Origin of the sequence: Nocardia inohanensis NBRC 100128 (assembly GCF_001612945.1) — a bacterium.
Lineage (GTDB): Bacteria > Actinomycetota > Actinomycetes > Mycobacteriales > Mycobacteriaceae > Nocardia > Nocardia inohanensis.
This window is the reverse complement of record NZ_BDBK01000001.1, coordinates 112,519-138,112: the sequence shown is the minus strand read 5'-3', so window position 1 is coordinate 138,112 and position 25,594 is coordinate 112,519. Positions and strand designations below refer to the sequence as shown.

Below are 25,594 nucleotides of genomic sequence, written 5' to 3'. Positions count from 1 at the left end.
TCGGCCCGATCGCCTGCCAAGATGGCGATCATGGATCCGAAGGGGAACGGTGGCACCCTGCTGTTGACGGGCGCCACCTCGGGGCTGGGTCTGGAAGTGGCGAAGCTGCTGGCCGGTTCCGCCGAGTGGACGGTCGTGGCCATGGTGCGGTCCCGCGATCGCGGCGAGGCGCTGCGGGGGATGCTGGGCGATCCGGTCAATTTCCGATACGTCGCCGGTGATCAAGCGGACCTCACCGAGGTGCGGAAGGCCGCCGCTCGGATCCGTGAACTGCTTGCCGCGCAGGAGATTCCACCCCTGCGCGGCATCATTCTCAATGCGGGCATCCAAACCGGTTCGACCGATGCGGCGACCGTCGACGGTTTCGAACTCACCTTCGGCACCAACCTGGCCGGACCGCATCTGCTGCTGGCATTGCTCACTCCGGAGCTCACCGGTCCGGCCCGCGTGCTGTGGACCGGTTCCGGAACGCATTACGGCAAGTTCCGCCGCTCCTACGGCATGGTGCCCGCACCGCGCTGGGAGCACCCCGGGGCCCTCGCCCGGCCGCGGCCCGGCGACGGCATTCGCGCCTACTCCACGAGCAAGCTCGGCACGCTCTATCTGGTCCACGAACTCGCTCGGCGCGCACCGGAATCCATCCAGGTGACCTGCTACGACCCCGGCATGATGCCCGGCACCGGCCTGGCACGCGACCGCGGCGCGATCGAGCGCTTCGGCTGGAAGTACCTGCTGCCCGCCATGCGGATGGTGCCCGGCGTTTCGACGCCCCGGCGTTCCGCCGTCCACCTGACCGCGCTCGCCACCGGAACCTCGTCGATACCGGTGTCCACGCTGCGCGGCGCGTACGTCGAGATCGACCGTCCCGTCCGCTCCTCCGCCGAGTCCTACGACGAGCATCGAGAACTCGAACTCTTCGACTACCTCGATTCCGCGACCGGATCGCAAGCCGATGAGACCGCACCCTGGTGGACGACCCGCCCGAACTGACACCCGGCGATCAGACACCGGCACCCGTCACCAGAGGCTCGCGATATCGTGAGCCAGCGCCAGGTCATCGGCCCACGGCCGGTCGTGATCGCGTTCGTAGGCACGGAAGAGCCGCTGCCGCAACGCATCCCGGGCCAGCCAGGCGCGCACCGTATCCGCGGCTCGATCCGCCGGAAGCGGTCCGGTCACCAGCGCCGCCAGATGCCGGTCCGCGGCGCTGCCGGCGCGCTCGTCCCACGCCGCCAGATACCGATCGAGGGGTATGCCCGCCGCGGCCACGGGCCGAAGAAAGTCCTCCACCTGCGCGAAAGCGCCCAGCCTGCACGGGAATTCGGCCAGAATGGACTGCCACACCGCATCACAATAGTGTTCGATGGCGCGCTGTTCCCGGTCCGGCCAGGACCGCCAGTCCTCTTGCGGCAGTTTGCCGAAAACGAGGTCGGTATCCAATTCCGTGGAGTTGACCAGGCATTCGAGCAGCATGGGGAGCAACGCCTTCACATCGGATCGATCCCCGATGGTGTTGCCCAGTTTCAGGGTGAGCGAGAACAGGTCGAACTCGTCGACCCGGATGGGTGGACCGCAATGCGGGCACCGCTCCAGCACCGGGCGACGCGGATATACCGCGAAAACCCGGCCCAGCTCGGTCAGCGCCTCCGCGATCGCCGGGTCCACCCCTCGATCCTGTCAGTCGAGTTCGGAAGCGTCGAAATCGTTTCCGGCGCCCGCCAGCTCGGCCTTCACCACCGCGTAGGCCGTCCCGGAGTTGTAGCCACGCCGAGCCAGCATGCCGACCAGCCGGCGAATCGCCTTCTCCCGATCCAGATCGCGCGGCAGCGTGCGCAGCTTCCGCCGCACCAGATCGGTCGCCCGGGCATGCTCGTCATCGGAGGAGATGGCGGACAACGCCTCCTCGGCATCCTCCTGCGCCACCCCTTTCCGCTTGAGCTCCTGCGCCAGCGCCCGTTTGCCCTTGCCGGAGTAGGTATGACGCGATTGCACCCACTGCTGCGCGAACGCGGCATCGTCGATCAGCCCGACCTCGGCCAGCCGATCGAGCACCTTGTTCGCGATCGCCTCCGAATACCCTTTGTCCGCCAACTTGGTCGCCAGCTCGGACCGGCTCCGTGCCCGATCGGTCAGCAGCCGCAAGCACACATCCTTCGCCTGGGCCTCGGTCCCACCCCCTGGCAGTCCGCTGTCAGCGGAGCCGGCACCCGACGAACGATGGCCCCGGCGACCACGTCCACCCGCTCCCGAACCCGGATCCGCGGATTCACCGTCAGCCGCGCGATACCCGCGACGTCCGGGCCTGCCGCGTCCCCGCCGACCGGTCCCGGGTCGGGACTCATCATCCGAGTCCGGGCCCCGCGCTTCGGAATCCGACAGCGGGTTGAAGCTACGTCGCTCCGCCGCAGGCGCGGCACCGCCCGCCTCCTCCCGGTATGTCCCGAGTGCGGGCGAGTGTCCACGGCGCGGTTCGGCGACCTCCGACAGCTCGGCGTCGGTCTCGCCGGTGGGGGACGGCGGCGCTTCCTCCCGCCGCCGACCCCATGACGACCGGCCTCGGTCGGGCGGTGCGACACCTTGAGTTCGCGCTGAACTACGTGGGGCGCGAACGGGTTTCGAAGCTGATTCGTCGAAGTCCGCAGCATCGTCCGATTCGGCGACGCCTTCGGTCTCGAGGGCGTCCTCGGATGCGTCGCCAGCGGCGGCGGACCGGCGACGCCGGAGGGTGGAGCGGCTCTCGTACGGGTCGTCCGACGAGGTGTGGTCCCCGTAGCCCCATCCGGATTCGGAGTCACCGGGCGACGGAGCTTCGTCGTGGTCGCCGAAGCGGCTGCCGTAGACGCTGCGGGACGAGCCGTAGTCCGCGGATGGACTCGACCAGCTGTCGCGCGGGGCGTTCGCGTGGGAATCGTAGGACGCCTTGGCGTACGGGTCGGCGCCGAACAGCTGGGTCGAGTCGGTTTGACGACCGGAGCTGCGCGGGGCGCGCGGTTCGGCGCGGCGGCGGCTTTTCGACTCCAGGGCGTCGAGTTGGCGGCGGAGGCGTTCGACCGCTTCGAGTTGGGGGGCGGGCCCCGGCGGATCCTGCCGGGGCCCTTCGGTTTCCCGAGCTGTCATCGGTTAGAAGTCGGCGGCCTCGGCGCCGGCGGTGACGTCGGCACCGATGCCGAGCTTTTCCTTGATCTTCTTCTCGATCTCGTCGCGCACGTCGGTGTTCTCCAGCAGGAACTTGCGGGCGTTCTCCTTGCCCTGGCCCAGCTGGTCGCCCTCGTAGGTGTACCAGGAGCCCGACTTGCGGATGAAGCCCTGGTCGACACCCATATCGATGATCGACCCCTCCTTGGAGATGCCGACGCCGTAGAGGATGTCGAACTCGGCCTGCTTGAACGGCGGCGCGACCTTGTTCTTGACGACCTTGACGCGGGTGCGGTTACCGACCGCGTCGGAGCCGTCCTTCAGGGTCTCGATGCGGCGCACGTCCAGACGCACCGAGGCGTAGAACTTCAGCGCTTTACCACCGGTCGTGGTCTCGGGCGAACCGAACATGACGCCGATCTTCTCGCGCAGCTGGTTGATGAAGATGGCGGTGGTGCCGGAGTTGTTCAGCGCCGAGGTCATCTTGCGCAGCGCCTGGCTCATCAGGCGGGCCTGGAGGCCGACGTGGCTGTCACCCATCTCGCCTTCGATTTCCGCGCGCGGCACCAGGGCGGCCACGGAGTCGATGACGACGATGTCGATGGCGCCGGAACGCACCAGCATGTCGGCGATTTCGAGGGCCTGCTCACCGGTGTCCGGCTGCGAGACCAGCAGCGCGTCGGTGTCCACGCCGAGCTTGCGGGCGTAGTCCGGGTCGAGCGCGTGCTCGGCGTCGATGAAGGCGGCGACACCGCCGGCGGCCTGCGCGTTCGCGACCGCGTGCAGGGCGACGGTGGTCTTACCGGAGGATTCCGGGCCGTAGATCTCGACAACGCGGCCGCGCGGCAGACCGCCCAGGCCGAGCGCGACGTCGAGCGCGATGGAGCCGGTCGGAATGACCGAAATGGGCTGGCGGGCCTCTTCGCCGAGACGCATCACGGCGCCCTTGCCGAAGCTCTTCTCGACCTGCGCCAATGCCAGTTCGAGCGCCTTGTCGCGATCGAAAGCCTGTGGTGCCATCGCTGGTTCCCCTTCTCGACGGGTGTGTCTCGTGCTGTGGTTGGCGCCCACGTTAGAGGGCCGCACCGACAAGTTCCGACGACGAGCATAAACGAACACGTGTTCGAGGCAAGCGACCCGCCCTACGACACGCGGGCCAACCCGTGACACGCGGCGATTCCGGGGTCAGCGCCCCACCGCGATCCGCTTCGAGGTCAGCAGGGTCTGCTGCTGTTTGAACACCCGCAGCGCGAGCGTCACCTCGATGTCCTCGATGCCTTCGAGCGCCCCCAGCGACTCGGTCACATAGCGGTACAGATGCGCGATGTCCACGCACTCCACCGACACGATCATGTTGGCCACCCCGGTGGTGGCCGCCACGAACGCCACCTCCTGATGCCGGGAGATCGCGATCCCGACCGCCTCCAGATGCGCCGGCCGCACCCGCAACCACAGCATCCCGCGCGTCTGAAATCCCATGCGCTCCAAGGCGAAATCGAGATCGAAGTACAGCACCCCGGCCGCGGTGAGCTCGTGCATCCGGCGCGCGGCCCGGTTCGCGCTCCACCCCGTGACGGCCGCGATCTGCGCGTAGGGCGCCCGGCCGTCGCGGGCCAGCAACGCCAGCATGGCCTCGTCCTCCCGGGAGAGCGTGACCGGCGCGTCCGGTCCGTCGGGCTCCCGCCGGGACGGCTGCGGCGGACCGAGTTCCCGCAACTGCTCGGCACTGAGCAACCGCCCGTAGCGCGGCCATTCCTCCGCGAAGGGGAACACCCGCATCACCTCGTAGATGTTCATGTTCTGCACCTGCCCGGCGTTGGGCACCATGCGCAGCAGCAACTCGTCGCGGCGTTCGATCGAGCGCGGCCGCCCCACGCAGGTCACCTCGAACCCGGTGGACAGCAGCGACACCCAGCTCAAATCCGGTACCCGCGCGAGGGATTCGGCCAAGGCGACCGCCCGGCTGGGCGTGGTGCGAATCCGCAGCAGCCAGCGCGCCTGCCCGAGCGGGGTCATGTTCACCTGCCCCGACACGTGGATGATGCCGCGCTGCCGCAGCGACCGGTAGCGCCGCGCGACGGTCTGCTCGGAGACGCCGAGGATGGCCCCCAACCGGGCGAACGGGATGCGAGCGTCGACGACCAGGCCGTGCACGATCTGTTTGTCGAGCAGATCCATGATGGCGGAATCATCCGCACTGTTGCCGACCATAGGAGGAATCTACCGCGAAGCGCCGTCCGGCTATGTGGATACCACCGCACGTTCGAAGCTTGGTGACGAAATCGTTCGTCTCTGTCGGAGGTTCCCGTGCGGAAATGGCTCCCCCTCTTCGCCGCGTGCCTGGGCACGCTGATGTTGCTCATCGACGTCACCATCGTGAATGTCGCGCTGCCCGATATCGCCCGCGATCTCGGCACCGGCTTGTCCGGATTGCAGTGGATCGTGGACGGATACGCCCTCGCGCTGGCGGCGCTGCTGCTGGTCCTCGGCTCGCTCGCCGACCGGGTCGGCGCGAAACCGGTCTACCTGGCCGGGCTGGCGGTCTTCACCGCCGCCTCGCTGGCCTGCGGAACAGCCGGTGACGCAAGCGTTCTCGTAATCTCCCGGATCGCGCAGGGCGTCGGCGGCGCGGCCATGTTCGCGACCACGCTCTCACTGCTGCACGCCACCTACACCGGCCGCGATCGCGGTGTGGCGTTCGGCGCGTGGGGCGCGATCGCCGGGGTCGCAGCGGGTTTGGGCACGGTGCTCGGCGGCGTGCTCACCGATCTGCTGTCCTGGCGCTGGATCTTCTTCGTCAACCTGCCGCTGGCCGCGGTGACGATCACCTTGTCCGCCTTGGTGTTCCCGGCCTCGCCGCGGCATGCGGGCAGCCGGGTGGATCTGCCCGGCATGCTGGCCTTCGCCGCCGCCGCGACCGGCGTCACCTTCGGCATCATCCGCGCGGGCGAGCACGGCTGGAGCGAGGCCGGCGCCCTGACCGCCCTGGCGGCGGGCGCATCGGCCGCCGTCCTCTTCGTGGTGATCGAATCTCGCAGCACCGCACCGATGTTCCCGCTCGCCCTGCTGCGCAATCGGGTCTTCGGCGGCACCCTGCTCAATGCCTCCGGGCAGACCTTCGCCGCCTTCGCGTCCTCGCCGCTGCTGTCGCTGTGGTTGCAGCAGCAGCTGCACCTGTCACCGCTGCGCGCGGGCCTGGCCATGCTGCCGATGGCCTTGACCGCATTCCTGGTGTCGGGCTTGGCCGGTCGCTTCCTGCACGATGTGCCCGCCGCCTTCACCGTCGGCCTGGGCCTGGTGGTGGTCGGCGCGGGTTCGGTGCTGCTGACTTTCATCGGCCCCGGATCCTCCTGGGCGGCAATCGTTCCCGGCTTCGTGGTGATCGGCGCCGGCATCGGCGTCAATGCCCCGGCCCTGGTCTCCACCGGCATGGCGGCGGTCGAACCGCGGCAGTCCGGGGTCGCGGCCGGTGCGGTCAACACGGCCCGGCAGCTGGGGATCGCTCTCGGAGTCGCGGTGCTGGGCACCGTATTCCGCGATGTGGCCGGTGAGTCCCAGCCGCTGCCGCTCCCCGATTTCGTGCGCGGCCTCGACGCCGCCGTTATGGTGGCGGGCGCGGTCGGCATCGCCTTCGGCCTGGCCTCCTTCGCCCTGCTGCGCCGCCCCCGCACGCGGGCCGACGAGACACCGCAAAGGCCGGCGATGGTCGGTTAGCGCCGCCCGGACTGCCCGCCGGAGGAGCTGTCCCCCGGCGGGCATTCGCGGTGCCGTCACCCGCACGACCCGCCGGGAAGATATAACCAGCATTTTTGTTTTCCAGGTTAGAGAGGAGGTGAGGCGCCGATGCCGAGCCCGCGACAGTTACCCTCAGGCGTGCCCGATCCACGCCCCCACCTCGGCGAACCACTCGCCCTGGATCTACTCAACACCCGCTGGATATCCGCGGAGGGACCGCAGGATCTGCTCACCGGCACCGAGGGACTGGCCACCTGGCTGGCCGACAACAACCTCGAGCTGCCCGCCGACGACCGGACCCTGCGCGCGGTGATCACCGCCCGCGAGGCGATCCTGCGCGCGATCCGCGGCGAATCCATCGACGAACTGAATGCCGTACTCGACCACGGCCGCATCCGCCGCACCCTGACCCCCGCCGGGCCCGCCGACACCCCCGACGTCCAGCGCCCCGAATGGCTACCAGGCTGGCTGGCCGCCGGCGACCTGCTGAAACTGCTGGCCGACGCCCCCGACCGCATCAAACAGTGCGCGCACCCCAACTGCGTGCTCTGGTTCCACGACACCTCGAAAAACGGCGCCCGCCGCTGGCACTCCATGGCCACCTGCGGCAACCGCGCCAAGGCGGCCCGCCACTACGCGCGCAACACCTGACCTACCAGCGCGACTGCGGCACATCGAATTCCGCGCACAGGGCCCGCCACACATCCCGCGGATCAACCCCCGCCTCGATAGCCGCCGCCCCCGTCTTCCCGATCGACGGCAACACATGATCGCTCAGCAGCGCATCCCCCCGCGCCGTACCGAACTCGCTATGCAACAACTCCTGAAAAACGGTCAATCGCACGGCCGCGAGCCTACGCCACCGGCCGTACCGACCGTCGAGTGGCACATTACCGAGGGGATATGCCCGAATCCCCCACGGTGGTGTGCCACTCGATCAGCTGGTGCGGGTGGCGGTTCGGGCTTCGTGGCAGATTTGGATGGGGTCGGAGACTACCGAGGCGGTGGCGGCGGCGGAGCGGGCGGCGGCAGTGAAGGAGTCCTCGGTGAGGATTCGGGTTACCGCCTCGCGAACCGCTTCGGGGGTCAGGGGGCGGACGTAAAGGGAACTGCCTTGGCGGGCTGCGCGATTCGCCAGCTCCCATTGGTCGCCGCCGCCGGGGATGGTGACGATGGGGACGCCGTGCAGCAGGGATTTGGCGAGCAGGCCGTGGCCGCCGCCGCCGATCACCACGTCGGTGTGGCGGAGCAGTTCGTCTTGGCGGCCCAAACCGGCTGTGGCCCAGGGCGGAAGGTCGGCGGGCGGCGTGTCGAGGGAGGAGACGGCCACTCGGACGTCCGCGCCGTCGAGGGCCGCCAGGACCAGTTCGACCATGCCGGTGACGCCGGTGTGCGCGGTCGACGGGGCGACCATGACGAGGGGGGCGTCGCCGGGCGGGAGGTCGAGAATGTGATCGGTGGGCTCCCAGAGCAGCGGGCCGACCAGGTGCGCGTTCTCGGGCCAGTCCGGGCGCGGGACTTCGAGGGCGGGCAGGGTGGCGACCAGGCGGGCGGTGGGGCCGGGGTCCTCGGCGGGGAGACCGATGCTCAGGCGGGCCTGCTCGCGCTGCAATTCGCCGCGGCGCACCGCCCGCGCGGACAGACCACGCAGTACGGAATCGCGGGCGCGGCCACGCACCCCCTCCCCCGCCGCGAGCCCACTCCCGATGGGCGGCAACGCCTTCGACTGGATATACAGCGGATGCGGGGACAGCTCCACCCACGGCACACCGAGCCGCTCCGCCGCCATCCCGCCACCGGCGGTCAGCACATCGGAGACCACCAACTCGGGGAGCATAGCGCTCAAATCGGGCAGGATCTCCGTCGAAATATGCGCCGCGCGTTGATGAATCCGCGCACCCGCATCGGCATCGTCATCCTCGGCGCGCGGAGCCAGCCCCTTCAGCCGCCGCACCCCGATCCCGGCATCGCGCGCCGCATCGAACCAGCGCGGACTGGTGAACAGCACCGGATCATCGCCCGCCTGAAGAAACCGCAGGCACAACGCGATCGCCGGAAAGGCATGTCCCGGATCAGGCCCGGCCACCACAGCTACACGCACCCCGCCACACTAATCCGCCTCTCCGCGACTTCAGCGCGCGGCTCAGGTGCCGTCGCCAGTTGGGCATGCGGGCCGGCGGTTGGGAGCGGAAACTATTTTGGGCGTACCCGGTGAGTTACCCCCATCTCACCAGATCAGTTGTCGCGTTCTCCGCCTGTCGGCGACTTCGGCGGGCGACTTGATGCCGTTGCCTTCAGGGATGCGGGGCGGGCGGGTCGGTCAGCCGTTGAAGTAGTAGAGCTCGAAGGCGATTGCGTTGGGGGCTTCGAAGCCTTGCTTCGGGCCTGCGCTCATGGAGATGACGGCGCGGGCTTGGGATTCGACGGGTTCGTCGCTGAGGGCTTCCAGGTAGCGGCGGTGGGCGGTGAGGGATTCGACGGCGGTGTCGATGGTGGCGGAGACGTCTACGGCGTGGCTGCCGTCGGGGACGCCGTAGACGGCGGCCCAGCGCGGGGAATGGGGTGGGAGGTCGGCGAGTTCGGGGTGGATCCATTCGTTGCCGGCGTCGGAGACGGCGTCCAGGGCGGCGCGGCCGACGGCGCGGTGGTCGGCGCTGTTGGCGTAGCCGCGAGCCCAGACGTCGCCGAAGTTGAAGAGCACCACCATTTCCGGGCGATGGCGGCGGATGGCGGCGGCGAGGTCGCGGCGCAGGGCCAGGCTCTCCTCGATGCGGCCGTCGGGGTAGTCGAGAAATTCGACCTGGCTGACGCCGACGATCTCGGCGCTGGCGAGTTCTTCGGCTTCGCGCAGTGGTGCGGCTTCGGCCGGGTGCATTCCGGCGATGCCGGCCTCGCCGCGGGTGGCGAGCAGGTAGCGAATGTCCTTGCCCTGCTGGGTCCAGCGGGCTACCGCGGCGGCCGCGCCGTATTCGATGTCGTCGGGGTGCGCGACGATGATCAAGCCGCGCTGCCAGTCCTCGGGGAGCTGCTCCATACCGGAATTCAACACCACCCGGTGCGGCGGTACCCCATCCTGGCGGCGGTCAGAGCATGCCGAGGACGTCTTCGAAAGCGGCTTCGGCGGCGCCGAGCAGTTTCAGGTCGGGGCCGAGGGTGGACTTCTCCAGGCGGATGCCGCCGAGGGCGCGGCTGACCATGCTGCGGCGGCGGACCTCGTCGGCGATCCGGGTGATGGCGGCATCGGGCAGGGCGGCGAAGAGGTCGCCCAGGACCAGCAGTTCGGGGCCGAGGATATTGACGACATTGACCAGGCCGAGGGTGACCCATTCGAGGTAGTCGGCGAGCTGAGGGCTGAAATCGCCTCGGAGGGTGCGCAGTTCGGCGACTATCGCACCGCGCGGCGCGTGTTCGGGCAGGCCGAGGGCGCGGCTCAGGGCGGCCTGGCCCACTTCGGTTTCCCAGCAGCCGACATTGCCGCAATGGCAGGGGCGGCCGCCGGGACGAACCGTCATGTGGCCGACTTCGCCCAGATAACCGGCGGATCCGCGCAACGGCGAGCCCTGGGCGATGAGGCCGCCGCCGACACCGATATCGGCGGTCACATAGACGGCATCGGCCGCGCCCTGGCCCGCGCCGCGCAAATGCTCTGCGAGCGCACCCAATTCGGCATCGTTGCCCACCACGACGGGGATGCCGAGCACGGCGCGCATGCGCTGACCGAGCGCCACATCACCCCAGCTGAGGTTGGCGGCGGTGTGGACCAGGCCGTCGGCACGCCGCACCACGCCGGGTACCGAGACGCCGACCGCCACCGGCCGCAAGCCCAGATCCCCCGTCAGCAGGGCCGCCGATTCCGCCACGTGGGTGATGACCTCTTCGGGTTCGCGTTGGCGGCCGTGCAGATTCCAGCTGTTGCGGCCCAGGATCTGGCCGCCGAACCCGACCAGTGCGATACCGGCGTGTTCGGCCTGCACATCCACCGCCAGCACCACCGCGGCCTGGGGCTGGGGCAGCACCAGCAGCGAGGGGCGGCCCGCGCCGCCGGACAGGCGCGGCACCTTCTCCTCCACCAGTCCGGCCTCGGCCAGCCCGTCCACCAGCATTTTGATGGTCGAGCGGTTCAAGCCCAGTTCGGTGGCGAGGGCGGCCCGGGTGGCAGGGCCGCCCGCGTGCAGCAGGCGCAGCAGGCTGGAGCGATTGAAGCGGCGAACCTCGTCCGGACGTGCGACGGTCATGAGTGCAGCGGGACGGTCATGGACTCAGGAATACCATTGCGGCGCTCACGATTGCGCAATCGCCGCGCGGCGTCTCGAGAGCGCGTCGACCGTGGCGGCCAGCAACAGCACCAAGCCGGTCACGATGGACACCACGGCCGCCGGTTGCGAGAGCAGGCCGAGACCGTTGGAGACCACCGCCAGCACCGCGCCGCCGATCACCGCGTCCGCCACCCGGCCGCGTCCACCGAACAGCGAGGTACCGCCGATCACCGCCGCACCGACCGCGAACAGCAGCGTGTTCAACCCGCCCGCCTGCGGATCGACGGAGCCGACCTTCGACGAGTAGACGATCGCACCGAGCGCCGCACAGGACGAGGAGATGACGAAAACGCTTGCACGCAAACGCGTCACGTCGATACCCGCGCGCCGAGCGGCCTCCATATTGCCGCCGACCGCGTAGATGTGGCGGCCGTAGGTGGTGCGGTTGAGCACGTACGTGCCCGCCACCAGCAATGCCAGCACGATCGGCACCACGTACGGGACGCCGGAGATCTCGATGAGCGAATTCGGTGACCGGTTCACGGTGAGCAGCGCCGTCACCACGATCGCGAAACCGCTGAGCGCCACCACTTTCGCCACTATCAGTGGAGTCGGCGAGGTGACCAGCCCGCGCTTGCGCCGCAGCAGATGCCCGCCCAGCGTGACCGCCGTGTAGCCGCCCGCCGCGACCACGCACAGCACCCAACTGCCGACCGTGGACAGATTGCCGTTCGCCACCTGATCGAGTACGTGCGAGGAGCTGATGCCCAAAACCCCGCCCTCCCCGATCAATTGGAGAATCACGCCCTGCCAGGTCAGGAACAGGGCCAGCGTCACCACGAACGACGGCATCCCGATCTTGGCGATCAAGAACCCGGTAATGCATCCGATGGCCGCGCCCACGCACACCGCCAGCAGCATCTCCACCCACGGATTCGCCTTGAACCCGATGAGCGTCACCGCCACCCCGAGCAACGACAACGCCACCCCGGGCCAGATCCGCAACAGCGCCGCCAGCACGGCCCCCAGCACCAGCAGCGCGTTGAAGATGAAGAACACCGTGGATCCCATGCCCGACAGCAGGTTTCCGTCCTTCACGTAATGCATGGCCAGCACCGCCCCCGCCACCCCGGACGCGGTCCCCGCCGACAGATCGATCTCCCCGATCAACAGCACGTAGACGATCCCGATGGCGATGATCGTCTGCCCCGCGCCCTGGGCGAGCAGATTCGCGATGTTGTTGAGCGAGAAGAACACATCCGACAGCACCGAGAACAGCACCACCAGCGCGACCAGTCCGAGCAGGGCGGGCAGCGACCCGATCTCCCCGCCGCGCAACCGCATCACGTAGTCGCGCAACGCTTCCCGGGTCGACAAGGTCGTGGTGTCGATCCCGAAATCCGCCACCGCCGATCCCGCGGGCGCACCCCGGCCCGGCGAGTCCGCGTGGGCCGACGTCCCCGGATCGCCCGGTACAGGTTCCGAACCGGCGGCAACCGCCGCGGCCGGAGCCGCACCCGCATCGGGAGCCGGAGCACTACCGGATACTTGCGAATCGTCTTTCACCTCAGCGCCTTTCCCGCTCGTGATGTCCTCGCTCACAACACCACCGCCTCGGGCCGGGCCAGACCGAGCTCACCGGAGCGGCCGGCGGTGATGAGCTCGACCACCTGCGAATGCGTCACGTCGGCGGTGCGCACCTCGGCGGCCATGCGCCCCAGGTACAGCACCGCGATCCGGTCGGCGACCTCGAACACGTCGGCCAGGTTGTGGCTGATCAACACCACCCCGAGCCCCTGTTCGGCGAGCCGCCGCACCAGGTCCAGGACCTGGCGGGTCTGCGCGACGCCCAGCGCCGCGGTGGGTTCGTCGAGCAGCACCAGATTGCTGTTCCAGAGCACGGCTTTGGCGATCGCCACGGTCTGGCGCTGCCCGCCGGAGAGCGCGGCGACGGGTGTGCGCACCGATTTCACGGTGCGCACCCCGAGCGAGGCCAGGGTGCGCCGCGCTGCCTCCTCCATGCTCGCCTCGTCCAGCAGCCACGGTTTCCCGCGTTCGCGGCCGAGGAACATATTGGCCACGATGTCGAGGTTGTCGGCCAGCGCCAGATCCTGGTAGACCACCTCGATCCCGAGCGCCGCCGCGTCCTTCGGCCCGCGCAGGTGCGCCGGTTCACCCCGGAACAGCACCTCCCCGGAGTCCGAATCATGAATTCCGGCAACACATTTCACCAAGGTGGTCTTGCCCGCGCCATTATCGCCGACCAGCGCGGTGACCTGCCCGGCGGGCACGGTGAAATCCACATCGTGCAGCACGTGCACCGGACCGAAGCTCTTGTTCAGTCCGGTGATGCGCAGCAGCGGCTCGCTCATCGCCCTACCTCTCAGGAAATGCCGAGCTCGGTGCAGGCGGTCTTGACGTCGCCCGTGCACAGATCGCCGGCCTTCACGAAACCGGCGTCGGTGACCGTCTTGACGTCGGCGCGCAGGATCGTCTGCGGCGGCAGCAGCACCGATTTCACGTCCCGCTTGCCCTTGGGATCCTGGCTCACGCCCTGCGCCAAGGCATCCGCGGCGGACTTGTCGCCCTTGGCCAGCGCGCCGGCGAGTTTCGCGGCCGCCTGCGCTTCGTCGCGGATCGGCTTGAACACCGTCATGTACTGGTCACCGCGCAGCACCGCCTTGAGGCCGTCGGCGGTGGCGTCCTGGCCGGTGACCGGCACCTTGCCGTTGAGGCCGTTCTTCTTCAGCACGGTGATCACCGCACCGGCCAGGCCGTCGTTGGCGGCCACCACACCGTCGACCTTGCCGCCGTTGCCGGTCAGGATCTGCTCGAAGGTGTTGCCGCCCTTCTGGTTGTCCCAGCCGTCGATGGGCTGGCTGCGCACCAGTTTCAGCGCGCCCGAATCGTAGAGCGGCTGCAAGATCTTCTGCTGGCCCTGATGGAACAGCGTGGCATTGTTGTCGGTCGGCGCGCCCTCGATCTCGATCACCGAGGCGGCCGGCTTGTCCTTCAGGGCGGTGGCCAGCGCCGTCCCCTGGAGTTCACCGACCTTCACATTGTCGAAAGACACGTAGTAGTCCGACGATCCGCCCAGATTGAGCCGGTCGTAATCGATGGTCGGGATGCCGGACTTCTTCGCCTTGGCCGCGACGGCGCTGCCCACCTCGCTGTTGATCGAGGCGATGACCAGCACCTTCACCCCCTTGGCGATCATGCCGTCGGCGAGGGTGCTGAACTTCTGCACATCGCCCTGCGCGTTCTGCACGTCGGCGTCGAAACCCTCGGCGCGCAGGGCTTCCTGGAGCATGGGCTTGTCGAAGGATTCCCAGCGGGCCGAGGTGGCGGTCTCGGGCAGGATGACGCCGACCGTGCCCTTCCCGCCTCCCCCACCGGAGGTCGTGCCGGGTGTGTCGTTATTGCTGGAGTTGGAGCCGCAGGCGCTGAGCGTCAGCAGGCCGGTGAGTGCCAGCGCGCAGCCGGCGAACAGCGTGCCGCGCCGGGTGCGGGCGGAATCATGCTGTGTGAAGGGGGTTTTCGTCCTCATCAGGGTGACCTTTCGAGCGGCGGCCACCGGCTTGCGGCCGCACACCGTCCAATATGTTGTGCCCGACAACATATGTGAACCGGTCACCCCGGATGGGACGATTCACCGAATTCGCTTCGCTTATGCCCGCTTCGGCAGTAGAACGACCTTTCCACCGGCGTGGCCGTCGCGGACGAATTCGTGCGCGGCGGTGACCTCGCTCAGCGGATAGGTCGCCGCGATCACCACATCGAGCTTGCCCGCGGCGGCCAGCGGCACCAGTTCGCGCCAGGCATTGCCGCGGATCTCGGTGCCCGGATCGGCGCCGGGGCCGCCGCCGAGCAGGCGAATCCCGGTGTCGGCGCGGCCGAAGGCGACGATGGAGGCGATCCGGGAGCGGTTGGCGACCAGATCCAGGGAGACATCCACGGCCTCGTCACCGCCGACCGTGTCGAGGGCGGCGTCGATTCCATTGGGCGCCAAGGCCCGAACGCGATCGGCCAGACCGGGTCCGTACTCGACCGGCTCCACTCCGTAGCCGCGCAGGCGCTCGTGCCGTCCCGCCGAAGCCGTACCGATCACCCGGGCGCCGCGCGCCACCGCGAGTTGCGCGGCCAGCGATCCGACACTGCCCGCCGCACCGTGCACCAGCACGGTGTCACCCGCGCCGACGCTCGTCGCCGCGAGCAGATGCACCGCGGTGCCGCCGGTGCTGAGCAGGCCGGACGCCACTTCCCAGCTCAACTCGGCCGGTTTGGGCACGGTGCGCGCGGCCGGGAGCGTGATCGCGGTCGCGTAGCCGCCCTCGGCGCGGCCGATCACCTCGTCGCCGACGCGCACCGGCCCCGCCGGGCCCTCGGCATCGGGACCGACGGCGGTCACCACACCCGAGAACTCCAGTCCGAGCCGGATCGGCAGGGCGTTCGGGTCGGTGCCGAACGCGCCGCTGTAGCGCTTGTAGTCGAACGGGTTCACGCCCGCCGCCCGTACCTCGACGGTGACCTGACCCGGGCCGGGTTCGGGCACCTCGACCTCGATCAGGGACAACACTTCCGGGCCACCGTAGGAGGTGGCGACAACAGCAGTAGCCATAGCGCCGACAACATACCGGGCTCCGATCCGATTCCCGGCCCGCCGCACCGGTTTCGGCCGCACCGCAAAAAGCCCGGGCACCCCCACCTTCGAGTGGGCGGCCCGAGCTCTTCCGTACGGTCGCGCGGCGTGCGCTACAGCTTGCTGATCGGCGACTTGTCCGAGCCGGACAGCGCCTTGTACAGCAGGTACAGACCGAAGACGATGGCGCTGATGACCAGGATCGGGAACAGACCCTTGATCAGTGCGCCGATGATCGCCAGCGCGATCCAGACGACCGCAACGACGCCGATGATCTTCCACAGCATGTCAATCCTCCCGAAGGTTCCCGAACCGGCGTTCGCCCGATCCGACACTTACCATCCTGACCGGTCACGCCCAGGAAATCACCAGGTCAGCACCGATATCCGGGAAAGTTCAGGGTAGACCCTGAGGGGCCGCTCCGGGCTGCCCTGCGCCCCTGAGGGAACTGCCCTCAACTCCCTGGCCCCGAACGAGACTGCGTCGAATTGCCTGGCCCGGGCGGGCAGAGCCCGACTAGACAGTGGGGTCACCTCGCCTGCCGTACCCGGCTGTGGTCCCCCAGCCCGCTGCCGTCACCTCGCCTACCGGCGTCGTTCCGGCCGTCGTCGCCTTTCAACGAAGGTCGCCGGGGTTGAGTGGCACATGAGTGTGGGGGTTGTCGGCGTGTCGCCGCAGTGATGTGACACTGATCTTGAAAATGCCTATGGGGGTTGGGGTTCAGGGGCGGAAGCGGTTGTCGGCGAGGTCGGTCAGGGCCTGTGCCCAGCCGTCGAGGCGGTCGGCGGCGTCGCGGAGGTGGATCATGGCCCAGCCGAGATCGTCTGCGATGGCGGCGCTTTCGGGGACCGCGAGGACGCGGGCGGCAGCGGCGACCATGCCTTCGAACTCGGCTACGCCGCCGTCCAGGCGGGTGGCTACGGCTTCGACGTGACCGATCAGGATCGAGTCGCGGGAGCCCAGTGCGCCTGCGGCACGCTCCATGGCGACCATGTCGGCCGCCAGCGCGTGCAGTGCGGCCGCGCCGGACGCCGCCGTTTCGAGGGTGTCGTTCAGGTCGTCCTCGGGCAGCCTGCCCGATCTGGCGATCTGATCGCCGAGGCCGTGCAAGGCGCGTTCGGCGCGCACCAAGCGCGCGATGGAGGCTCGCGCGGCCGACCGTAGCGGCGGCAATTTCCGGGGCGCGAACGACGCCTGCGGCAAGGGTTCCTTGCGTAGCTGTAGGTAGCGCTTGGCCGTCACCGCGGTCCCGGTAACCAGCGCCACCGCGCCGCCACCGACCACGATCACCGCCCACGCGGGGGCCGAGATCAGCACCAGCCCAACGGTTCCGGCGGTGGTCAGGCCGCCCGCGGTCCCGAGTCGCAGGCTTCGCCGCCGTGTCCGCCGCCGCTTGCGCAACTCCCGCTCCCGCGGATCGGCCCACTTACGCACGGCCACCAGCGCTTGCTCGCCCACCTCGCGCAAGGTGTCCGGCACCCGCCGCGCCAATTCCTCCGGCTCGACTCCGGTGGGCGCCAGCATCTCCCGCACCGCCTGTGTAGCCCGCCCCCGCTTGCCGGCCTGAGATGCCTTCGAAGCCTGCGGCTTTCGCGCCGCCTCGGTCCACCCCGGCTCGGTTGACTGACGCGGGCGCCGGGGCTGGCCCGGCACCGGCTCGGCTCGGTTCACCGGTCGCCGGGCCCGTGCGGTGAGGTGCTGCGGGTTCAGGAGCGGCTCGGCGGGGTCGGCTGGATTCCGGAGCGGCTCGGTGGGATTGGCCGGGTTGTGGAGCGGCTCGGTGGGGTTCGGCTGGCGGGTCGGGTCCGCGGGCATGCGGGCAGTATCGCGCGGGGGTACGACAGAAAAGCCGGGGGGCGGGGTTCCCGAATTGCCTGCGGGGTGCGGAAGGGGTGCGGGAGCGGTTGCGGCGGTATCGGTTCCGGGCTGCGGTGGGAACGGGTAGGGGAAGCCGGGGATCGGCTCGGGGCGTTGCGCTTCGGCGGGGGGTTTGCGGCGGAAACGCGCACGGGAGACCGCGGGGTCGTTGTCGGCCCGCGATCTCCCCATCAGTGCAACGCCTTTCGAGAAACTGCCGAGATCTACTGCTGGGCGGCCTGGCCCTTGTCGAACTGGGGCTGGGCCGGGTTGGCGGCGGTCTGGCCCTGGTTCAGCTGCTGCTGGTTACCGGCGGCGGGCAGGGTGTCGCCGCGCATGGAGGCGCGGATCTGCTCGAGGCGGCTGTGGCCGGCCATCTGGATGCTGGCCTGCTGGACTTCCATCATGCGGCCCTGCACCGAGTTCTGGGCGAGTTCGGCGGCGCCGAGCGCGTTGGCGTAACGGCGTTCGATCTTCTCGCGCACCGCGTCCAGGCTGGGGGTGGTGCCGGGGGCCGAGAGGGTGGAGTCCATCTGCTGGAGGGAGGCCGAGACCTGCTCCTGCATCTTGGCCTGCTCCAGCTGGGAGAGCAGCTTGGTGCGCTCGGCGACCTTCTGCTGCAACAGCATGGCGTTCTGCTCGACGGCCTTCTTGGCCTGCGCGGCGGCTTGCAGCGACTGGTCGTGCAGCACCTTCAGGTCCTCGACGGCCTGCTCGGCGGTGACCAGCTGCGCGGCGAAAGCCTCGGCGGCATTGGTGTACTGGATCGCCTTCTCGGTGTCGCCGGCGCCGGCGGCCTGGTCGGCCAGCATGACCGCCTGGCGCGCATTGGCATTGAGCTTCTCGACCTCGTCCAGCTGGCGGTTCAGCTTCATCTCCAGCTGCCGCTGGTTGCCGATGACCGATGCGGCCTGCTGCGACAGGGCCTGGTGCTGGCGCTGGGCCTCCTCGATGGCCTGCTGGATCTGCACCTTCGGATCCGCGTGCTCTTCGATCTTGGAATCGAAGAGGGCCATCATGTACTTCCAGGCCTTGACGAACGGATTAGCCATCGATTGATCCCGCCTCCATGTGACGTGCCACGCCCCGTCGTGGTGCGCGACATGATGCGCGACCCTCACGCATCCCTGTTGTCCTGGTCCAACTGTTGCTCAGCAGCCGTGCCGGAGACCTTGCGGCTGCACGACGTCTCCGGCACGAAGCCTACAGAGAATTTATCCCTTTCGGCTCCACCGCACAGCGCTCACTTGGCAGCCACCAGCACCAGCCGGTCCGACTTGGGCGCCGGAATGACGATGCGGGGCCCGAAAGCCGCATCGCCGGCCCGTGCCAGGTCACCGTCCCCGCCCTTCGGGGTGGCCCCCGCACCGGCGGTGGCCAGCGCCGCGACGGCGGGCGTACTCGCCTTGGCCGCAGCGGCATTCGCCTTGCGGTCGGCATCGGCCATGGCCGCGCTCACGTCGAACAGCACCTGCGCCAGCGGGACGTCCAGGGCCTGGCAGATGGCGGCCAGCAGTTCGCTGGAGGCTTCCTTGCGGCCTCGTTCCACCTCGGACAGGTATCCCAGACTCACGCGTGCCGAGGTGGAGACCTCACGCAGGGTCCGGCTCTGGGCGACCCGAGCGCGCCGCAGACTTTCACCGATCGCTTCTCGCAGCAGCGTCATCTCGTTCTCCTCACACTTCGTCTCGCCGGACCCAGCGTCTGCCACGACAACGTCCGGCGTCGGCCGCGCGTTCCCGGCCTGCTCACCCGCCCCGAATTCCCCGGACGAGCTCGGTGACCGCGGCACGGACCGCACTCACCCTGATCGTCCACCGGTCTCCCGACAGTTTCAACCGGATCACCTCGGTGCCCTCGGGTCCGGCTATACCCAGAAATACCGTGCCGACCGGGCGTTCGTCCTGAGGTTCGGGTCCGGCCACGCCGGTGAGTCCCAATCCCCAGTCCGCGCCGCAGCGATTGCGGGCACCCACCGCCAGTTGTTCGGCGGTACTCGGGGCCACCGCTCCGTCGCTGGTCAGCGTGTCCGCACTCACATCGGCGAGGGTGCTTTTCAAGTCGGTGGCGTAGACGATCAGTCCACCCCGCAACACCGCGCTCGCCCCCGGAATTCCCGCGATGGTCGCGGCCAGCAGCCCGGCGGTCAGCGATTCGGCGGTGGCGACGGTCTGGCCCGCGGCCTTCAGCGCGGCGACCAGATCCGCCACTTCGGGCACATCGTCGATGAGCGGGTCACGGTGAACAGGTAGCTGCCTGGCGTCCGGTGCGGTCGCCATGTGCGGGGCGGGGACCTGTTCAGGCGGCACGGCGCCCACCCGGCGAACCGAACCACAGCCGGGCGGCCTGGCCGACATAGTCCAGCCCGGTGCCGACGGTCAGCACCACCGCCACGTACATCAATGCCATTCCGGCCGTGGCGAATCCGCCGGAGAGCGGCAGCAACAGCGCGGCGATCGCCACCGATTGCACCAGGGTCTTGAGCTTGCCGCCGCGCCCGGCCGGGATCACGCCCCGGCGCACCACGGCCAGCCGCAGCAGCGTCACGCCCAGTTCGCGGGCGATGATGACCAGGGTGATCCACCACGGCAGATCGCCGAGCATGGACAGCCCGATCAGCGCGGCCCCGATCAGCGCCTTGTCCGCGATCGGATCCATCAGCTTGCCGAAATCGGTGACCAGACCGTATTTCCGGGCCAGCTGACCGTCGATGCGATCGGTGATGGCGGCGATGCCGAACAGCGCGGCCGCGCCCCAGCGCCACCCCGGATCGTGCCCGCCGCCGGCGAACAACGCCATCAGGAAGATGGGGACGATCAGAATGCGCAGCACGGTGAGCACATTGGCGATGTTCATCAGCGGCACCGCCGCCGGTTCGACCTGATGCAGCAGGGCCGATTCGACCCGATGGGTCTGCTCGGCGCTCGTCCCCGGCGCGAACTCCGATCCGCTCGGACCGGCATCGGCCCAGCGACCCTCCACCTCGTCACGCTGCACCGTCACCAGCGCCCCCACCGGCCGCGGCACCGGCCATGGTTCCCGGACCATTCCGGCATGCGAGGGGACTGGATGTACGACACACCACCAAGCCTATCGGTACCGGGGCCGACTACTGTGCACCCCATGACAACACGGGCACCTCACAGCGGTTCAGCGGACGGCGAGACGACGGCACAGCCGCTCGTGCGCCGCGCGCGAACCTCGGATGTGCCCCAGATCAAGCACCTCATCGACATCTACGCCGGCAAGATCCTGCTGGAGAAGAACCTGGTCACCCTCTACGAGGCGGTGCAGGAGTTCTGGGTCGCGGAGAAGGACGGCGTGCTGGTCGGTTGCGGTGCGCTGCACGTGCTGTGGGCCGACCTCGGCGAGGTGCGCACCGTCGCGGTGCATCCGGAGATCAAGGGCACCGGCGCGGGCCGCCTGATCGTGGAGCAGCTGGTCGCGGTCGCGCGCGAACTGGAGTTGAAGCGGCTGTTCGTGCTCACCTTCGAGGTCGATTTCTTCTCCCGGCACGGTTTCGTGGAGATCGAGGGCACGCCGGTGACCGCCGAGGTCTACGCCGAGATGTGCCGCTCCTACGACACCGGTATCGCGGAGTTCCTGGATCTGAGCTACGTCAAGCCCAACACCCTCGGGAATACTCGAATGCTGTTGACGCTCTGACCACTTCGCATCACCCCATCGATCAGAAAGTTCGCATCGTGCCGATCTTCGCCGTCCATTACACCTACACCCACGAGACCTTCCCGGCTCGTCAGGAGAACCGTCCGGCCCATCGCGCCTTCCTCAATAATCTCGTCGACGAGGGCACCATCCTGACCAGCGGTCCCTACACCGACGGCACCGGCGCGCTCATCCTGTTCCGCGCCGAGAACATCGAGACGGTCGAGAAGCTGCTGCCGGAGGATCCGTTCGCGCAGCTCGGGCTGATCGAGGACAAGCGCGTGGTCGAATGGCTGCCGGTGATGGGGACCTTCTCCGAGGAGTGAGCCCGGTCAGCCGACCGTGGTTCCGAGTGCGGTGAGCCGTGCGAGGCGTTCGGCGTCCGCACTGCCCGGCTCGGCGGTATCGATCATGATGCGCAGGTCGCAGCCGGCGACCATGAGCACCGCGCAGTCCAGGGTCAACTCGCCCGCGATCGGGTGATCGATGGTCTTGACGGTGATCTCGTAGCCGGCGACCGCATCGGCCTCCCACAATTCGGCGAAGCGGGTGCTCTCGGCGCGCAGATCCGCGATGAGCTGCCGTAGTCGCCGGTCGGCGGGGTAGCGCAGTTCGCTCGCGCGCAGGTCCGAGACGAGAGCGGTCTCGAGGTCGACCAGGGTTTCCGCGGTGTAGCGGCCGACGGAGCCGGGGGCGACGAAGTGCCGCCAGACGCGATTGCGCGCGTTCCCCTGCCAGCTCGGCAGATCCCCCAGCAGCGCCGCGCAGGACGAATTCGCCTGGAGCAGAGTCCAGGACGCGTCGAATACCGCGACCGGGATGCCGACCAGGTGATCGAGCATGCGCTGTACGGCGGCCGGGATCTCCGAGGGCACGGTCCCGGGCTCGGGCAATGCCAATCCCGCGAGCCGGTACAGCCGCGCGCGCTCGTCGGTGGTCAGCCGCAATGCCCGCGCCAGCGCCTCGACCACCTGCGCCGACGGATTGGCGGCCCGGCCCTGCTCGAGCCTGGTCACGTAATCCACCGAGATGCCCGCCAGCAGCGCCAATTCCTCCCGCCGCAGGCCGGGCGCCCGCCGCGGACCGCCCGCCGCTACTCCGGAATCGCCGGGCGAGGCTTGATCACGCCAGCGCCGCAGCGCGATTCCGAATTCCGAGGTCGCCATGGGTTTCATTCTGCCCGCGCGGCGTCGGCCCCCGCTTCCTGGTATCGGCGGTCCCAGGAAGATCAGTCGACTGGTTGATCCCCTCGCCCGGCGTGAATCTGAGGTCATGACGACGACACTCATCACCGGCGCGAACAAGGGCCTGGGATTCGAAACCGCGCGGCGGCTGGCCGAGGCCGGGCACACCGTCTATATCGGCAGCCGCGATGCCGAACGTGGCCGTGTCGCCGCCGAACGGCTCGGCGTGCGCTCGGTGCGGCTGGATGTCACCGACGACGCCTCGGTCCAGTCGGCGGCGAAGCTCGTTGCGGCGCAAGGCGGTCTCGACGTGCTGGTCAACAATGCCGGTATCGATGTGGAAGGCAATGGCGCGGTGGACATCTCCGATATCACCGCCGAGATGATGCGAACGGTCTTCGACACCAACGTCTTCGGCGTCGTCCGCGTCACCCATGCCTTCCTGCCCCTGCTGCGGCGGTCCCCCGCCCCGGTCATCGTGAACGTCAGCAGTTCACTGGCCTCGCTGACGCTCAGCACCACCGCGGGCACCAATGCGCACGCCTACCCCGGGCTGACCTATCCCGCCTCGAAGACCGCGGTCAACCGGACCACTGTGCAGTACGCGAAGGCGCTGCCGGATATGCGGATCAACGCGGTCGAGCCCGGCTACACCGCGACCGACCTCAACGCCCATGCCGGGCGGCAGACCGTCGAGGAGGGCGCGGAGATCATCGTGCGCCTGGCCCAAGTGCCGAAGGACGGTCCGACCGGCGGATACTTCGCGGCCGCCGGTCCGCTGCCCTGGTAGCCGATCGGAAACCGCCGCTATTCGGTCGCCGGGCTCCTACCATGGACTCCACCCACGAGGGGAGGGCGAACAGTGGCACGGCGACAGGCTCCGGAACGCGCGGACCAGGGGGTTCTGAGCGCGCGAGCCGGGCTGGCCGTCGCCGTGGCGCGGTACGCGGAGGCGTGGGAGACGGGTATCGAACCCCCGGATCCGGCGGCGTTCCTGCCGGAGACGGCGGAGTTGCGCACCGCGGTGCTGATCGAGCTGATCAAGGTGGATTTGCAGCATCGCTGGCGGCGGACGGGCGAGGTCAAACGCCTCTCCGCCTATGTCACGGAATTTCCTGAGCTGCAAGAGATTTCACTGCCGCCGGATCTGCTGTACGAGGAGTACTACTGCCTGCTGCACAGCGGGGTGACCGTCGATGCGGCGCAGTACGAGGAATCGATCCGGATCGATCTCGCCACCGGCCACTATCGCAGCACCCTGATCTCGCAACCCCGGGCCTTCGGGGAACTGGAGCAGCTGGCGGCCGGGGAGCACGTCGACGACTTCGAACTTCTGCTGATGCTGGGTTCCGGGGCCTTCGCGCGCGTGTTCCTGGCCCGGCAGCGATCGATGGAACGCCTGGTCGCGCTGAAGATCTCACACAATCACGGCGTCGAACCGCAGATCCTGGCCCAGCTCGATCACCCGCATATCGTGCGGGTGTACGACATGCGGCTGCTGGCGGACCGCGACCTCAAGCTCATGTACATGGAGTACGTGGCGGGCGGGACGCTGCTGGATGTGCTGCGGCAATGCTCGGACACTCCGCCGGAACGGCGGGACGGGCGCACGCTGCTGGCCGCGATCGACGAGGTGCTGGGCGAGAAGGGCGTGCACCCGGCCGATACGGGGGTGCGTGCCGAGCTGGCCGCCCTGTCCTGGCCCGAGACCGTGGCCTGGCTGGGGCGCGGGCTGGCCGACGCGCTGGACTATTCGGCTCGCCACGGCATCCTGCACCGGGATATCAAGCCCGCGAACGTGCTGCTGACCGCCGAGGGCGTGCCGAAACTGGCCGACTTCAATGTCGGGTTCAGCAATCACATCGCGGGGGTCAGCCCGATCGCGTATTTCGGCGGTTCACTGGCCTACATGTCGCCCGAGCAATTGGCGGCCTGCCATCCGCATCTGCCCGAGCAGGCCGAGGAATTGGATCAGCGCAGCGATATCTACGCCCTGGGCGTGCTGCTGTGGGAATTGCTCACCGGCCATAGACCTTTCGCCGACGAGATCACCGCCGGCGATACCGCCAACTCGCTCGACGGCATGCTGCGGCGACGGCATCAGGGGCTCGATGCCGAAGCCTTCGCCGAGCTGCCGCCGGACTGTCCCGCGACCCTGCGCCGCATCCTGCGCACCTGCCTGGCGCCGCATCGCGAGGATCGGTGGGCGAGCAGCGCGGAGCTGGTCCAGCAGTTCGAGCTGTGCCTGGATCCGCGGGCGCGTGATCTGGTCGATCCGCCGCCCGGCAGTGCGCGGGAACGCTTGGCGCTCTTGCCGATCGCGAGCGCGGCGATCGTGGCCGGGCAGCTGCTGGCGGTGCTGTACCTGTACGCGCACAATCAGACCTTGCTGAACGCCCATATGACCGGCGAGCAGCAGCGCGTCTACATGCCGTTCGCGTTCGCCGCCGGCAGCATCCTCCAGGCGGTGTTCACCACGCTCATCCTGTATTTCGCGCGGGATGTGATCATCGTGCCGCGCGGTATGCGCAGGGGGATCCGCTACGACCCGGCGCGGGTGAACCGTACGCGCGCACTGACATTGCGCTGCGGCGATCAGATCGCGATGCTCGTGGTGATCGGCTGGGCGCTGGCGCTGCTGCCGATGGGTGGCGCGGTCCTGGTGCTCGGCGAGCTGCCGCCGCTGCTGCTGGCCGATATTTTCGCCTCGCATCTGGTGAGCGGGCTGGTGGCGGCGATCTTCCCCTATTTCCTCGTCACGTTCCATGTCGTCCGCTGGTACTACCCCGGGCTGCTGCTGTACGGGACCAGCCGCGACTCCGACGCCGAGCAGCTGGCCGCCCTGTCGCGGCGTGCGACCCGGAAGCTGCTGGCGGCGGCGCTGATTCCGCCGTTGGCCGCGGTCGCCGGTGCGATCTTCCTGAATCAGGAGGATCTGCACCGGGTGATCGGCGCGGTGCTGGCGCTGACAGCCATCGGCGCGATCGTGTTCGCGGCGTCGTTCGGGTTGTACCGCATTCTGCAAGCCGATCTGGCGGCACTGCGCTGGACGATGATCTCGGCCGGACCGAACGGGCGGGTCCCGCGCGGTGTGCGGGCGGCGTGGCTGCCCGGCGAGTGAC

The 25,594-nt window shown here is 69.0% G+C and carries 26 protein-coding genes; 7 read left to right on the top strand and 19 right to left on the bottom strand.

All coding sequences use genetic code 11. The features are described 5' to 3' along the window. The first annotated feature begins 30 nt into the window (after nt 1-30). Nucleotides 31-990, top strand: coding sequence for an SDR family NAD(P)-dependent oxidoreductase (locus NI1_RS00630; RefSeq protein ID WP_169815512.1), 960 nt, complete (start codon nt 31-33; stop codon nt 988-990). Nucleotides 991-1,017: 27 nt separating this feature from the next. On the opposite strand, the gene NI1_RS00625 is transcribed toward NI1_RS00630, so the two are convergent. The 4 genes from NI1_RS00625 to NI1_RS00610 form a co-directional block, all read right to left on the bottom strand. Continuing rightward, nucleotides 1,018-1,665, bottom strand: coding sequence for a hypothetical protein (locus NI1_RS00625; RefSeq protein ID WP_067813038.1), 648 nt, complete (start codon nt 1,663-1,665; stop codon nt 1,018-1,020). Nucleotides 1,666-1,677: 12 nt separating this feature from the next. Next, entirely contained in the window at nt 1,678-2,379 is a 702-nt protein-coding gene (gene recX, locus NI1_RS40220) for a recombination regulator RecX (protein ID WP_084522624.1), read from the bottom strand. A gap of 741 nt (nt 2,380-3,120) precedes the next feature. Further along, nucleotides 3,121-4,155 carry a recombinase RecA gene (gene recA, locus NI1_RS00615; RefSeq protein WP_067813037.1) on the bottom strand — a complete coding sequence of 345 codons (1,035 nt, stop codon included), beginning with the start codon at nt 4,153-4,155 and terminating at the stop codon, nt 3,121-3,123. A 165-nt stretch (nt 4,156-4,320) separates the two neighbouring features. Next, a complete protein-coding gene (locus NI1_RS00610) occupies nt 4,321-5,346 on the bottom strand; it encodes an Lrp/AsnC family transcriptional regulator (protein ID WP_067813036.1) in 1,026 nt (341 codons plus the stop codon). A 96-nt stretch (nt 5,347-5,442) separates the two neighbouring features. Between NI1_RS00610 and NI1_RS00605 the strand changes: the two genes are divergently transcribed. Beyond that, entirely contained in the window at nt 5,443-6,849 is a 1,407-nt protein-coding gene (locus tag NI1_RS00605) for an MFS transporter (RefSeq protein ID WP_067813035.1), read from the top strand. A 159-nt stretch (nt 6,850-7,008) separates the two neighbouring features. After that, nucleotides 7,009-7,521: a CGNR zinc finger domain-containing protein gene (locus tag NI1_RS00600; RefSeq protein WP_067813033.1), complete on the top strand. Its 513-nt coding sequence runs from the start codon at nt 7,009-7,011 to the stop codon at nt 7,519-7,521. A 1-nt stretch (nt 7,522) separates the two neighbouring features. On the opposite strand, the gene NI1_RS00595 is transcribed toward NI1_RS00600, so the two are convergent. The 14 genes from NI1_RS00595 to pgsA all read right to left on the bottom strand — a co-directional run bounded on the left by NI1_RS00595 (nt 7,523) and on the right by pgsA (nt 20,670). After that, nucleotides 7,523-7,714 carry a DUF3046 domain-containing protein gene (locus tag NI1_RS00595; protein ID WP_067814963.1) on the bottom strand — a complete coding sequence of 64 codons (192 nt, stop codon included), beginning with the start codon at nt 7,712-7,714 and terminating at the stop codon, nt 7,523-7,525. 93 nt (nt 7,715-7,807) lie between these two features. Next, the gene (locus tag NI1_RS00590) at nt 7,808-8,971 is read right to left on the bottom strand and encodes a glycosyltransferase (RefSeq protein ID WP_067813031.1); all 1,164 of its coding nucleotides are present in this window, start codon (nt 8,969-8,971) and stop codon (nt 7,808-7,810) included. Between the two features lie 219 nt (nt 8,972-9,190). Continuing rightward, nucleotides 9,191-9,904, bottom strand: coding sequence for a PIG-L deacetylase family protein (locus NI1_RS00585; RefSeq protein WP_067814955.1), 714 nt, complete (start codon nt 9,902-9,904; stop codon nt 9,191-9,193). A gap of 49 nt (nt 9,905-9,953) precedes the next feature. Then, the gene (locus NI1_RS00580) at nt 9,954-11,105 is read right to left on the bottom strand and encodes an ROK family transcriptional regulator (RefSeq protein WP_067813030.1); all 1,152 of its coding nucleotides are present in this window, start codon (nt 11,103-11,105) and stop codon (nt 9,954-9,956) included. Between the two features lie 45 nt (nt 11,106-11,150). Further along, entirely contained in the window at nt 11,151-12,533 is a 1,383-nt protein-coding gene (locus NI1_RS00575; RefSeq protein ID WP_067813029.1) for a sugar ABC transporter permease, read from the bottom strand. Nucleotides 12,534-12,724: 191 nt separating this feature from the next. Then, nucleotides 12,725-13,498 carry an ATP-binding cassette domain-containing protein gene (locus NI1_RS00570; protein ID WP_067813027.1) on the bottom strand — a complete coding sequence of 258 codons (774 nt, stop codon included), beginning with the start codon at nt 13,496-13,498 and terminating at the stop codon, nt 12,725-12,727. Nucleotides 13,499-13,509: 11 nt separating this feature from the next. Beyond that, complete coding sequence (locus NI1_RS00565; RefSeq protein ID WP_084522620.1) at nt 13,510-14,673, bottom strand: sugar ABC transporter substrate-binding protein; 1,164 nt, start codon at nt 14,671-14,673, stop codon at nt 13,510-13,512. 120 nt (nt 14,674-14,793) lie between these two features. Next, on the bottom strand, nt 14,794-15,744 hold the full coding sequence (locus NI1_RS00560) for an NADP-dependent oxidoreductase (RefSeq protein WP_067813020.1): 951 nt from the start codon (nt 15,742-15,744) through the stop codon (nt 14,794-14,796). Between the two features lie 134 nt (nt 15,745-15,878). Further along, complete coding sequence (locus NI1_RS38405) at nt 15,879-16,052, bottom strand: hypothetical protein (RefSeq protein ID WP_169815511.1); 174 nt, start codon at nt 16,050-16,052, stop codon at nt 15,879-15,881. Nucleotides 16,053-16,485: 433 nt separating this feature from the next. After that, a complete protein-coding gene (gene pspM / locus NI1_RS00555) occupies nt 16,486-17,580 on the bottom strand; it encodes a phage shock envelope stress response protein PspM (protein ID WP_245663011.1) in 1,095 nt (364 codons plus the stop codon). Nucleotides 17,581-17,846: 266 nt separating this feature from the next. Next, nucleotides 17,847-18,674, bottom strand: a complete 828-nt coding sequence (gene pspA, locus NI1_RS00550) for a phage shock protein PspA (RefSeq protein WP_067706618.1) — start codon at nt 18,672-18,674, stop codon at nt 17,847-17,849. Between the two features lie 191 nt (nt 18,675-18,865). After that, nucleotides 18,866-19,288, bottom strand: a complete 423-nt coding sequence (locus NI1_RS00545; RefSeq protein ID WP_067813016.1) for a helix-turn-helix domain-containing protein — start codon at nt 19,286-19,288, stop codon at nt 18,866-18,868. Nucleotides 19,289-19,370: 82 nt separating this feature from the next. After that, complete coding sequence (locus NI1_RS00540; protein ID WP_067814952.1) at nt 19,371-19,901, bottom strand: CinA family protein; 531 nt, start codon at nt 19,899-19,901, stop codon at nt 19,371-19,373. 19 nt (nt 19,902-19,920) lie between these two features. Continuing rightward, nucleotides 19,921-20,670: a CDP-diacylglycerol--glycerol-3-phosphate 3-phosphatidyltransferase gene (pgsA, locus tag NI1_RS00535; RefSeq protein WP_245663009.1), complete on the bottom strand. Its 750-nt coding sequence runs from the start codon at nt 20,668-20,670 to the stop codon at nt 19,921-19,923. A 75-nt stretch (nt 20,671-20,745) separates the two neighbouring features. On the opposite strand from pgsA, the gene NI1_RS00530 reads away from it, so the two are divergent. Next, nucleotides 20,746-21,288, top strand: coding sequence for an amino-acid N-acetyltransferase (locus NI1_RS00530; protein WP_084522428.1), 543 nt, complete (start codon nt 20,746-20,748; stop codon nt 21,286-21,288). A gap of 38 nt (nt 21,289-21,326) precedes the next feature. After that, a complete protein-coding gene (locus tag NI1_RS00525) occupies nt 21,327-21,614 on the top strand; it encodes a YciI family protein (RefSeq protein WP_067813012.1) in 288 nt (95 codons plus the stop codon). 6 nt (nt 21,615-21,620) lie between these two features. Here NI1_RS00525 and NI1_RS00520 read toward each other — a convergent pair whose 3' ends face one another. Continuing rightward, nucleotides 21,621-22,454: a helix-turn-helix domain-containing protein gene (locus tag NI1_RS00520; protein ID WP_067814949.1), complete on the bottom strand. Its 834-nt coding sequence runs from the start codon at nt 22,452-22,454 to the stop codon at nt 21,621-21,623. Nucleotides 22,455-22,560: 106 nt separating this feature from the next. Between NI1_RS00520 and NI1_RS00515 the strand changes: the two genes are divergently transcribed. Both NI1_RS00515 and NI1_RS00510 read left to right on the top strand, forming a co-directional pair. Beyond that, nucleotides 22,561-23,262, top strand: a complete 702-nt coding sequence (locus NI1_RS00515; RefSeq protein ID WP_067813011.1) for an SDR family NAD(P)-dependent oxidoreductase — start codon at nt 22,561-22,563, stop codon at nt 23,260-23,262. 72 nt (nt 23,263-23,334) lie between these two features. Then, complete coding sequence (locus NI1_RS00510; protein WP_084522427.1) at nt 23,335-25,593, top strand: serine/threonine-protein kinase; 2,259 nt, start codon at nt 23,335-23,337, stop codon at nt 25,591-25,593. The last annotated feature ends 1 nt before the right edge of the window (nt 25,594 follow it).

What these genes read in the sequence shown, in the direction of transcription:
- NI1_RS00630 (WP_169815512.1), top strand. Translation starts at nt 31, where the DNA reads ATGGATCCGAAGGGGAACGGTGGCACCCTGCTGTTGACGGGCGCCACC.
- recA (WP_067813037.1), bottom strand. Translation starts at nt 4,155, where the DNA reads ATGGCACCACAGGCTTTCGATCGCGACAAGGCGCTCGAACTGGCATTG.
- NI1_RS00610 (WP_067813036.1), bottom strand. Translation starts at nt 5,346, where the DNA reads ATGGTCGGCAACAGTGCGGATGATTCCGCCATCATGGATCTGCTCGAC.
- NI1_RS00585 (WP_067814955.1), bottom strand. Translation starts at nt 9,904, where the DNA reads ATGGAGCAGCTCCCCGAGGACTGGCAGCGCGGCTTGATCATCGTCGCG.
- NI1_RS00580 (WP_067813030.1), bottom strand. Translation starts at nt 11,105, where the DNA reads ATGACCGTCGCACGTCCGGACGAGGTTCGCCGCTTCAATCGCTCCAGC.
- NI1_RS00570 (WP_067813027.1), bottom strand. Translation starts at nt 13,498, where the DNA reads ATGAGCGAGCCGCTGCTGCGCATCACCGGACTGAACAAGAGCTTCGGT.
- NI1_RS00565 (WP_084522620.1), bottom strand. Translation starts at nt 14,673, where the DNA reads ATGAGGACGAAAACCCCCTTCACACAGCATGATTCCGCCCGCACCCGG.
- NI1_RS00560 (WP_067813020.1), bottom strand. Translation starts at nt 15,744, where the DNA reads ATGGCTACTGCTGTTGTCGCCACCTCCTACGGTGGCCCGGAAGTGTTG.
- NI1_RS38405 (WP_169815511.1), bottom strand. Translation starts at nt 16,052, where the DNA reads ATGCTGTGGAAGATCATCGGCGTCGTTGCGGTCGTCTGGATCGCGCTG.
- pspM (WP_245663011.1), bottom strand. Translation starts at nt 17,580, where the DNA reads ATGCCCGCGGACCCGACCCGCCAGCCGAACCCCACCGAGCCGCTCCAC.
- pspA (WP_067706618.1), bottom strand. Translation starts at nt 18,674, where the DNA reads ATGGCTAATCCGTTCGTCAAGGCCTGGAAGTACATGATGGCCCTCTTC.
- NI1_RS00545 (WP_067813016.1), bottom strand. Translation starts at nt 19,288, where the DNA reads ATGACGCTGCTGCGAGAAGCGATCGGTGAAAGTCTGCGGCGCGCTCGG.
- NI1_RS00540 (WP_067814952.1), bottom strand. Translation starts at nt 19,901, where the DNA reads ATGGCGACCGCACCGGACGCCAGGCAGCTACCTGTTCACCGTGACCCG.
- pgsA (WP_245663009.1), bottom strand. Translation starts at nt 20,670, where the DNA reads ATGGTCCGGGAACCATGGCCGGTGCCGCGGCCGGTGGGGGCGCTGGTG.
- NI1_RS00530 (WP_084522428.1), top strand. Translation starts at nt 20,746, where the DNA reads ATGACAACACGGGCACCTCACAGCGGTTCAGCGGACGGCGAGACGACG.
- NI1_RS00520 (WP_067814949.1), bottom strand. Translation starts at nt 22,454, where the DNA reads ATGGCGACCTCGGAATTCGGAATCGCGCTGCGGCGCTGGCGTGATCAA.
- NI1_RS00515 (WP_067813011.1), top strand. Translation starts at nt 22,561, where the DNA reads ATGACGACGACACTCATCACCGGCGCGAACAAGGGCCTGGGATTCGAA.